This window comes from Dolichospermum sp. LEGE 00246 (assembly GCF_015207865.1).
In the GTDB taxonomy this organism is placed as follows: Bacteria; Cyanobacteriota; Cyanobacteriia; order Cyanobacteriales; family Nostocaceae; genus Dolichospermum; species Dolichospermum heterosporum.
In genome coordinates, this window is the sequence record NZ_JADEWA010000135.1 from 1 (window position 1) to 11,623 (window position 11,623).

The 11,623-nt window shown below is 40.4% G+C and carries 5 protein-coding genes; 3 read left to right on the forward strand and 2 right to left on the reverse strand.

Annotated features, from left to right (window positions below):
• The coding region (locus tag IQ228_RS11365) for a sacsin N-terminal ATP-binding-like domain-containing protein (protein ID WP_228043817.1) at nt 1-1,377 on the reverse strand (1,377 nt) is incomplete at its 3' end.
• Nucleotides 1,378-1,752: 375 nt separating this feature from the next.
• Here IQ228_RS11365 and IQ228_RS11370 point away from each other — a divergent pair.
• The gene (locus IQ228_RS11370; RefSeq protein WP_228043818.1) at nt 1,753-2,070 is read left to right on the forward strand and encodes a hypothetical protein; all 318 of its coding nucleotides are present in this window, start codon (nt 1,753-1,755) and stop codon (nt 2,068-2,070) included.
• 432 nt (nt 2,071-2,502) lie between these two features.
• On the opposite strand, the gene IQ228_RS11375 is transcribed toward IQ228_RS11370, so the two are convergent.
• Entirely contained in the window at nt 2,503-7,188 is a 4,686-nt protein-coding gene (locus IQ228_RS11375) for a glutamate synthase-related protein (protein WP_193962892.1), read from the reverse strand.
• 1,772 nt (nt 7,189-8,960) lie between these two features.
• On the opposite strand from IQ228_RS11375, the gene IQ228_RS11380 reads away from it, so the two are divergent.
• Together IQ228_RS11380 and IQ228_RS11385 are read left to right on the forward strand one after the other, a co-directional pair.
• Nucleotides 8,961-10,814: a phosphodiester glycosidase family protein gene (locus tag IQ228_RS11380; protein ID WP_193962893.1), complete on the forward strand. Its 1,854-nt coding sequence runs from the start codon at nt 8,961-8,963 to the stop codon at nt 10,812-10,814.
• A 359-nt stretch (nt 10,815-11,173) separates the two neighbouring features.
• Nucleotides 11,174-11,590 (forward strand): phosphomannose isomerase type II C-terminal cupin domain, encoded by a 417-nt coding sequence (locus IQ228_RS11385; RefSeq protein ID WP_027402060.1) that lies wholly within the window; start codon nt 11,174-11,176, stop codon nt 11,588-11,590.
• Nucleotides 11,591-11,623 lie beyond the last annotated feature (33 nt).

The window sequence follows — 11,623 nt, forward strand, 5'->3', positions numbered from 1 at the left end:
CCAGTAAAACCATTCTTTGCCTTGAATACCAAAATCAACAGGACTGATATTGAGTTCTGTATTTTTAATATAAACTTTTTCCTGACTGTAGAAATTTCCTCTATGGGTAGGTATTTTACTAGATATATAATGTGTTAAAGGCTGATATAGCGACTCAGTTATCCAATCTTTTGAAGGTTGAGAAGATAACAAAATATTGGCATATAGCTCTCGATAATAATCAGGTTTATTCTCAATATATTCATCTAACTTCTTGAGAAATTGAGTGATAAACCACTTAAAAATAGCTTTGTTAGTTGGTAGTTCTTCTAGTTCTCGCCGATTTGTTTCTATTTTAAAAGCATCACAATGGAGAATAAAACTTAATTTATGTTCCTCTGCACCCATTGGGAAGTATTTATAGAAGTTGGGATAATCTCTAAGTTCTCCACTTCTCTTGTAAGGTAAATGTCCAAATAGAATCTTTATATCACATTTTCTATCAGTAGGATTTATTGCTATAAAATCATCAGAATCTTTAGGTATTTTAAACTCTATAGTTTGTAAATCAAGTTTTTCAATATGCTTGTCTTTTAATCTTACATTATTTAGGGATTTCAGCATATTGAGAGAGCATTCCACGCCTTTTTTTAGGTCATGCTCATAATGCTTGTCTAAAGCTTGGCTCTTACCTGCACCTAGATTTAGGAAAAATAATGAACCTCTGTGAAGCTTTGATAATTCTAACTTAGATTGATTTTCTCTAAGAAATTGCAGTAATTCACCCAGTTCTTTTTCTGTGAATACAACATTATTTTTATAGCTTAAATCTTTAACTTCTTCGCCTGGTTGAGTAGGAAAGTTAGTTATTAAAATTTTAAATAGCCAGGGAGATTCTCCCTCTAAATCATTATCATATTCTATTTGTTGGACGTTAGTAACATTTAAAAGTGATTCTAATTGTTCGGGTTTAGTCCAACTAAACAAAATTGGTCCTTTATATTCTTCTGTTAATTCTTTTAAGCCTTCATTTTCACCTACTAATCTATGAACCAATTTAAAACCAATACCAAAGCGACCTATTTTGTCGCAGTCTACTGCTTGATTTGTACTATCAGATTTACTAGATTGACTAGTATTTAATATAGAAACTACATCTTTTAACTTAAATTCTATGCCATTATTCAAAGCCAGAAAAAACTTATCATTATAAAAAATGTAAAATGTATCGGATTCACAATCTGCGGCATTTTGGAGAAACTCATATATAGCCTGTCCATCTTCAGCGTTTTGTAATCCTGTTGCTAAGAAGTTAGCTATGTTAGCTTTCATACCATGATAAGCACTGAAAAAGCCAACCACTTTTTCACTGGATGAATTTTTGTCCTCACAACCCATAAAATCAGGTTGTATATGATCTGGAAGCGACGAACCAGTTTGGGTAATGACAGAGAAAGACGATTGTTTCTCAACAATCCACCTTCTCAGATGTTTAACGGACTTTACTCTCATATTTTTGATTAGTGATATTTTATTGTCTTAATTGTAACTACTTAAGTAAAGCATAGCACTGTTTGGATACTAACTTTACAAAAGTAAAAAAATAAAACTAGAGCGAATTTTTTGGCTGTGTGATTGCCAAAAAGCCAGTAGGTATGCAGCAGTAAACGAAAGTGTTATTTCGTTGAATGACTGCTTCCCCATCCATGCAGACAAAATTATAGTGGATTTAGAGCTAACGCTCGTATACGACAATACAATTGCCGTACTACCATGCCAACATATTTATACTTTGGTGAAAACGAATTCTTTCTAACTCGCACCATCAAACAACTAAAAACCCACACTCTAGATCAACAATGGGCAAACTTTAACTACACAGAATACCCCCCAGAATCTAAAGAAACCATTCCTCAAGCATTATCCGATATCATGACACCACCAGTTGGGAGTGGAGAAAGATTAGTACATTTACCCAACAGCACATTACTGGGAATTTGTTCAAAAGAAATTTTGTTGCAGTTGGAGTCCATTCTCCCCAAAATTCCCTCAACAAATATCCTCCTTATCAGCAACACTAGGACTTGCTGAAAAAGCTATCTGTGAAGGCTAGGTGACAGGTGACAGGTGACAGGTGACAGTTTCAAGAGTTGGATAAGCAAGATTTTTTCTTTAACCAGAAATTAAATGCCAGGTTTTTCAGTTGTCACCTCCTAAAACCTGACACTTTTTGAAATTCAAAATATCTAAAACCCTTTACCTGTAGAGTTTTCAGATTTATTTAGCAAGCCCTAGTTATTAATTAAATCCTGCAAATCCTCAAATCCTGTACATCCTGATTCAGACAAAAAAGGATTAAAGGATGAACAGGATAAATACAGATAAAGTATTTAATTAAATCCTGCAAATCCTCAAATCCTGGACATCCTGATTCAGACAAAAAAGGATTAAAGGATAAACAGGATAAAGTATTTAATTAAATCCTGTAAATCCTCAAATCCTGTACATCCTGATTCAGACAAATTACACAGAACTCAATTGTTTTTCTGCTACTTTGGCTTCTGGACTATCAGATTCAGAAGGTGGTACTAATTGCCAGAATTTAGGTAAGTATGCTTCCCAATTAGCAATAATTTCCCCTGCCTTGGGTGAACCAGTTTTCCGGGCATGAGTTTGAATTAACTCATATAATTGTTTTGCACCTGCTTCACTGACAACCCGTTGCACCTTGACAATAGCGTGATTAACTAAGTCCGGGAAATTACCAGATTCATCAAGGAAATACGCTAAACCGCCTGTCATACCTGCACCCACGTTGCGGCCAGCTTTACCCAGAACAACAATCACCCCACCAGTCATATACTCGCAGCAGTGATCACCAGCCCCTTCAATCACGGCTGTACCTTTAGAGTTCCGCACCGCAAACCGTTCTCCAGCCAAACCATTGGCAAATAACACCCCACCAGTCGCCCCATAAAGGCAGGTATTCCCTACAATCACGTTTTCTGCTGGGTTATAGGTGGCATTGGCTGGGGGCTTAATAATAATTTCCCCACCGTTCATGCCCTTACCAACATAGTCGTTTGCTTCCCCTACTAAGTTGAGAATCACACCATCCAGGTTAAATGCGCCGAAGCTTTGCCCCACACTTCCTTGGAAATTCAGGTTTATTTGCCCTGTAAAGCCGTTGTCACCGTATTTATGAGCGATCGCCCCAGTTAACCTCGCGCCGACCGTTCTATCAGTATTTACGACGGTAACGGTTTTACTAACTTCACCCTGATTCTGAATCGCGGCTTGAATATCTGCATCAGCTAGTAACTGATCATCTAAAACTGGTCCATTGCTGTGAACTTTTTCATGCACCAACCAACTACGATTAACTTTTGCATCTGGCAGCTTAGTTAAACAATCCAAATTCAAAGCTTGGGTTTTATTCAGTTTGACCTCAGAACGCACCGTTAATAAATCAGCGCGACCAATTACTTCTGATAAAGAACGATATCCCAATTTAGCTAACAGACTCCGCACCTCTTCCGCGATGAAGTAGAAGAAATTAACAACGTGTTCGGGAATGCCAGTAAACCGTTTCCGCATTTCTTCTTTTTGAGAAGCTATCCCCACAGGACAATTATTAGTGTGGCAAATCCGCGCCATAATGCAGCCTTCCGCAATCATAGCTATGGAACCGAACCCAAACTCCTCCGCCCCCATTAACGCCCCAATTAGGACATCCCAGCCGCTTTTCAGACCACCATCTACCCGCAAGATGACGCGATCGCGCAAGCTGTTTTCCATTAATACCCGATGTACTTCCGTTAACCCCAATTCCCAGGGACTACCAGCGTGTTTAATCGAAGAGAGGGGTGATGCACCTGTACCGCCATCATGTCCCGAAATTTGGATAATATCGGCGTTAGCTTTAGCCACACCCGCAGCAATTGTGCCAATCCCGATTTCTGCGACTAATTTCACCGAAACTTGGGCTTTAGGGTTAATTTGGTGCAAGTCAAAAATCAACTGGGCTAAGTCTTCAATGGAGTAGATATCATGGTGCGGTGGTGGTGAAATCAAAGTTACACCGGGTTTAGAACGGCGCAACATAGCAATATAGGGGCTTACCTTGGGTCCGGGTAGCTGTCCACCTTCTCCTGGTTTAGCACCTTGGGCAATTTTGATTTCTAGTTGTTGGGCTGTAGCTAAGTATTGGGGAGTAACGCCGAATCGTCCTGAGGCAATTTGTCTAATGGCACTTGCAGCCGTGTCACCATTTCTCAACCCATTGAGATGAGGCAGAGTAGGAGATTTACCAGCCGTATCCACATCACTTAAAATGTTGTAACGAACCGGATCTTCCCCACCTTCACCAGAATTAGATTTACCACCAATGCGATTCATAGCGATCGCCAAAGTTTCATGTGCCTCCCGTGACAACGCCCCTAAAGACATTCCACCTGTACAGAAACGCTTAACAATATCATTAATTGACTCTACCTCTTCCAAAGGAATTGATGAGCGCTCGCTATGGAAATCTAGCAAATCACGCAACGCCGTCACCGGACGATTGTGCAGATGTTGCTTATAAACCTCATAATGGTCATACTGCTTACCATTGACAGCCTTATGCAGCGACTTCGCCAATTCTGGGCTATTCATGTGGTATTCACCACCGGGACGGTATTGGACAAAACCTAAGTTTTCCAACTTCTTCGCCGTCAATTCGGGGAAAGCCTTACTGTGGAAAGATAACACCTCTTGTGCTAATTCACTCACACTTAAACCACCAATCCGGGAAGTTGTTCCCCGGAAACCCAAAGCCAACAAATCACCACCAATCCCAATAGCTTCAAATATTTGCGCCGCTTGATAACTGGAAAGTAGGGAAATACCCATCTTCGAGAGGATTTTCAGCAAACCCGATTCTATAGCTTTGCGATAATTTTCTACGGCTTGATTTAAAGTCAGAGTGGCAATTTTGCCCCTAGTCATAAACTGCTGAGTTTTGGGTTCATGCCACCAAGCAGTTACAGTATCTAAAGCCATATAGGGACAAACCGCCCCCGCACCATAACCCAACAAACAGGCAAAATGATGGGTACTCCAACATTGGGCTGTATCCACAATTAAGGATGTTTTCATCCGTAACCCTTCACGGATTAAGTGATGGTGAACCGCACCAATAGCTAATAAAGGAGGAATATAGGTATATTCTGCCGCAATCCCTGTACCTGTTCTGTCACTTAATATGAGAATCTTCGCACCAGCCCGCACCGATTCCGCAGCTTGTTTTTGCAAAGATTCCACAGCCGTTTTTAAACCATCTGGTCCTGTGGCTATGGGAAATAAAGTTGACAATTCAGCCGTTGCAAATCCTGACAACTTAATAGTTTCTAACTCTGTTTGAGTCAGTACAGGAGACTCCAACTTGAGTCTGCGGGCGTATTCCGGTTTAGGTTCTAATAAATTCCCCTTTTCACCCAATTCCACCGTCAGCGACATCACCAACTTTTCCCGTAAAGGGTCAATCGCTGGATTAGTAACTTGGGCAAACCGCTGTTTAAAATAGTCATACAGCAAATGGGATTTTTCTGACAATACCGCTAAAGGAATATCATCTCCCATACAGAAAGTTGCTTCTGCACCCGTACTAGCCATAGGGTGAATCACCATTTCCACATCTTCTATGGTGTAGCCAAAGGCAATTTGCTGTTGTAATAGGACTTGTGAATCAATTTTGTCAGTTGTCCGTTGTCCGTTGTTTGTTGACAAATGCCCATTACCGTTACCATTGCCATTAACTACAGACTTACCCTTCACTAACTTACTTAATTCTTGGCGGTATTGTTGCAACCATTCGCCATAAGGATGTTGTTTAGCAATACGCTGTTTAATCTCCCAGTTCTTGAGGATTTCTTGGGTGTTTAAATCCACCGCAATCATTTGTCCTGGACCGAGTCTACCTTTTTCGAGAATGTTTTCTTCTGGGAAATCTACAACTCCAGCTTCGGAGGCGACAACAATATAATCATCTTTGGTAATGACATAACGCGCAGGTCTTAAACCATTACGGTCTAATGTCGCTCCAACTTTTTTGCCATCGCTAAATACTAACAGCGCAGGTCCATCCCATGCTTCTTGCAAACCGCTGTAATATTCATAAAAATCCACAATTTCGGGATATTCAGCCAAGGAAGGTTGATTTTTATACGCTTCGGGAACCATCATCATTAACCCTTCTAAAGGGCTGCGTCCCGAACGCACCAACAACTCTAGTACATTATCTAATGTAGCAGAATCACTATTATCAATGTTGACCATTGGTTTGAGTTCGTCAAACCGATCTTTCCAAATCGGATGACTAAGGGTGGCTTCCCGTGCCATCATCCAATTAATATTCCCCAACAGGGTGTTAATTTCTCCGTTATGACCTAATAACCGCATTGGTTGGGCTAAAGGCCATTTAGGCATCGTATTGGTACTAAAGCGGCGATGATATACTGCAAATGCCACTTTAAAAGCCGGATTTTTTAGATCTTCGTAAAAATCCCCCAAGACAGCGGAACGCACCATGCCTTTATAAACAATTGTCCGGCTAGACAAGGAACAGACATAGAAATCTTCAGAAATTTTTCTGCCCGCTTGCATGATGCGGCGACGGGCAATATACAATTCTCTTTCTAGTTCATCACCGCTCTTATCAGCACAAGAAATTATAACCTGTTCTATTTGGGGTTGATTTTCTTTTGCTTGCATCCCTAATACTTCTGGACGCACCGGAACTACTCGCCAGCCCAGTATAGTTAATCTCTCCTCTGCTGCTATTTGTGCAAATGCAGCCTTAGCAGCTTTTGCGGCTGTTGCGTCTTGGGGAAAAAATATCATCCCCACAGCCATATTACTCAGCTTGGCAAAATCAATGCCATGATTCTTGTCTTGTGCCAATAATTCCCAAGGAATCGCTGTTAATATCCCCGCACCATCTCCAGAATCTTGGTCAGCACTACAACCCCCTCTATGTTCTAAGCAAGTTAAAGCAGTTAAGGCTTGATCCAAAATTTCATGACTGGCAATATTTTGACGATGGGTAATAAACCCGACTCCACAAGCATCCCTTTCTTCTACTAACCACTTTTGTCCTGGATATGTATCTGGAAAATTAGTATCTGACACTGTAATTTGCTGACCCTGATTCGATGGTTGATGATTCATACTCTATTCCTGAAATGTTGAGGTACAGATGTTGTTATTACTGCTAAAGGGAAATTTTCTCAGTTTTGGCACTGGATAAAAATACATAATTACCAAAGTTTAGAGATAACAATCTTAGCTTGACGTTTAACTAAAGCTGTGTTATCAATACCTATTTATTTTTTGTTTGTTTACAAGAATACTCGGTAATTTTCATCCCCGTCATCAATTATTACTCAATTTCTATTTTCTCTTGTCATAATTTAGCATTTTATGGATAATATTACCTATACAGGAAGCAATACTGCTCGGTTAAGCATGAAAAGTCATTATATGGTAGGTTGGGTTGTGGAACGTGAACGTTTGCGGAGCAATGGAACGAAACCCAACCTTATCAAGGATTTTCGTGGGTTTCCCTGTCACTCAACCCAACCTACATTTCCTTAACCGACAAGTATTGATACAAGAAGGGTAATCAACCTGTCTAAAAACCCAATTGCTGCCTAAATCGCAGACACTATACCTTGACAATTAAACGGCGGTTGCTCTACTTGGTGAGACCCCACCTCTGGTTTAGAAAACGCAAGGAATCTAAATCAAGTGGTTTCGGTGAACTAAGAATCTCACTGACTTTAGCCGCTGAGAGTGTCAATGCACTATATAAACAAACTACCCTAATCCACAAGGACTTGTAAATCCAACGGTTTTGAAGTTTGCAGTTTTTTTGCTCACGGCTTACACCATGCAAGCTATTCTTGTTCTTGGCTGATTACTGATAGCTCCCAAAAATTAGCCTATTTTCACTATATGCCCATTTGACAATTCCTAAAACATATCTATTTTTCCCTGTATTCTGGCTGTTTATTCATGACCAACCACAGGAACTTGAGATTTTAGATTCAAACCCCAAAACCTAAAATTTTAGAGATGAGGATAGGGTGTCCGAATTTCACCTTTAACCCCCAACAGTATCATAAGAATACCCGGTAAGTGGGAAACTCAGACACTTCAGTGCTGAGAGGGAAACGACTCGTGCGGTTTTAACCGCTGTGGATATTAAAATTGAAACCAGATTTTTGATTGGAACCTGGAAACCAACTCCCTTGCGGGGTAATGTTAGCTAGATGCCTCCGGCACGCTGGCGCGAACGACCTGTTATAAGAGCTTGCTTGAGCTGGCAACACTGTTTCAGTGACCTTAAAACTGTTTAATTGCCAGTGACAGAGCAGGGAACTAGCTACGCATTCGGTGGGTGTCGTGACTCAAATAACGGCTACCCTTAGACTAGGCTCAGGGTGGTCTGGTCAGTGCGGCTTGCTTGATTTCTCTTACAAGCTCAGTCCCTTTAGGGCTGGGTTACTGACAGCAGGCTCCAATTAATTTGTATTATTTAAGACAATTGCAGCTAGTATTTTTAGCATAGTAACTGCCTGCTACTCTGAATAAGAGACACAAACCCAAGATAAATAATATCACGAATATTTCTAAAAAAGGTAATTATTTTTTAAATTTTCTGATAAATTTTCGCTAGGCTGGGTTTTGATTGATAAGTAATCAATACCTTGTCCAAATTAGAAAAAGCCTTGATTTGTAGCGTGGGTTGAAGCATGAAACCCAACAAATGCCTTGGGTTGCGCTGTCGCTTAACCCAACCTACAGGAAATGGACAAGGTATTGGTAATGGGACAGAATTAATTACACAATTGATTTTTCTGTTCCCTGTTCCCTGTTCCCTCTCTCAACGAGTGAATTTAATTTTGTCCGACTACTTAACTTTTAAAAATACCCAGTCAATGATCTCGAAAATCCTAAATTCTGTATTACCGCTACTGTCAACAGCACTGTGTTTGACTGCTACTTATGGGGCATTTGCTCAAGATACTCCTAGTTTACTAACTCCCGTTCCCACTTCCGTTAGTGCTGGTAATCAAATTATTCTCAATGGACGGATTTTACCAGGAGCATGGTTACAACCAACAGCAACCACCATTAAAGGACAAACTTATCTAAGTGATGGTGCAGTTAAGCAATTAATAGGGATAGATTTACTCAATAGCAGTAATCCTGGCAAACAACCAGTACAGTGGTTTTCTGGCTTGACAAATCCCCTCATTTTTAACACGAATCTTAGCGGAGGATATCGTTATTTAGATATTACTCAATTAGCCCAAACAGCTAAATGGCAAATTCAAGCTAATGGTAACACTTTGGTAATTTCTACTCCCCCTTCTCAACTGAAAAACATTCGTCTGGGTAAACAACCAAAAGGAGATAGAGTTGTCCTCGATTTAGATATAGCGACCCCTTGGCAGATTCGACAGGAGTTACCAGTCAAAAAAGTAGTAGATCCTGATGAGATTATCTCTAAATCTACCACACCACCCAACAGAGAATGGACGCTTACCCTAGATGGTATTGCTGATCCGACTTTAATACAACGCTATAACTCTCAATCCACTACACCACCCATTCCCGCATCAATAATTCAAAAAGTGGAAGTAGTGAATAATCAAACAATTCTCCGTCTTAGTATTCCCTTTGGTCAGTCTCTACAAGTTAGCACTATTCCCCAACCCAATCGCTTAGTTATTGATATTCAACCTGATGCCATAGTGGAAAAAACTATTGCTTGGGCGCAGGGATTACAATGGCGACAGCAGTTGGTAACTTTAGGAACAGATCGCTTTCCTGTGGTTTGGTTAGATATTAACCCTCGGTCTGTGGGATTAAGTATTAAGCCTATAATTACTAATCCGCAAACATTAACTGGTACAGCCCCTTTAATCCAAACTGCTCAAAATTACTTAGCAGTAGCCGCAGTTAATGGTGGTTATTTTAACCGTAATAATAAATTACCTTTAGGCGCAATTAGGCGAGATAATCAGTGGATATCCGGTCCAATTCTTAACCGAGGAGCGATCGCTTGGAATAATAACGGACAATTTTACTTTGGTCGGCTCACCCTCACAGAAGCCTTAATTACGAACAATAATCAACGTCTACCCATTTCCTTACTTAATACTGGCTATGTCCAACGCGGTATCGCTCGTTATACTCCAGTATGGGGAAATACTTATACACCTTTAGCTGATAATGAAACTATTGTAGTTGTCGAAAACAATCAAGTAAGCAATCAGTTAGCAGGAGGTAAAAGTGGTATAACTACCATTCCCATTCCCGAAAATGGTTATCTCCTCATCTTCCGCAATCAGACACCACAATTACCCATTGGGACAAAAGTTTCTCTTACCAGCACCACTACCACACCTGAATTTAGTCGCTACCCCCACATTATTGGTGCAGGTCCCCTATTAGTCCAAAATCGGCAAATAGTTCTAGATGGACCAGCAGAAACATTCAGCCCTGCTTTCATGACAAGTCAAGCAGTTCGCAGCAGTATTTGTACCACTTCCACAGGTAATCTTATGATTGCTGCTGTACATAGTCGGGCTGGTGGTGGTGGTCCAACTTTGGCAGAACAAGCAAAATTAATGCAAACAATGGGTTGTATTAATGCTTTAAATTTAGACGGTGGTAGTTCTACCAGTCTTTATTTAGGCGGTCAGTTACTTGACCGTTCTCCTAGTACAGCAGCCCGTGTTCACAATGGTATTGGTATTTTCATATCACCAAAAGTTCCTAAGTAGGTGAACCAAAATTCAGATAATCCATTATTTTTAGGACTTACGCACGCGTCGTTTTCGGCTTTGGGAATAACTTATTGAGTAGGGTGCGTCAGATAGAGGAAATCTATTTTTTACCAAATTATCGGGTCTGACGCACCCTACAAGAGATAAAATCCAAATTACATATTTAAGAAACTTTGTCAATGCGTAAGCCCTAATTTTTTTGATGAAGATTTTATGTAGACAGATTAGTTTCCGCCAGGGACTTTACCAGTCAATGGTGAGTTTTGCTATCTTTATCAAAGTGGCTAAATCTTGTCGCTTTTCCATCAACTGTTCTAACTAAAAACAGGTTTGTTATGTCTCCATCTGAGGTAACTATGGCTAAACTATCAGAAACTGCCCCAAATACTCTGACTCTGCAACCAACAATTAATGCTAGAAGTATTGCTGCTGGTGAATTACGTCCTTGGGGTTCTTTCACAGTCTTAGAAGAAGGGCGCGGATATAAAATTAAACGAATTGAAGTAAAGCCTGGACATCGCCTCAGTTTACAAATGCACCACCACCGCAGTGAACACTGGATTGTTGTTTCCGGTACAGCTAAAGTAGTTTGTGGCGACAAAGAAATCTTATTAAGCAATAATCAATCAACCTATGTCCCCCAATGTACAACCCATCGGTTAGAAAATCCCGGTGTGATTCCCTTGGTTTTAATTGAAGTCCAAAATGGCGAATATCTCGGAGAAGATGATATTATTCGCTATCAAGATGATTATGCCCGTTCGGAAAAGTAGACAGGGGGCAGGGGGCAGGGGGCAGGGGAGCAG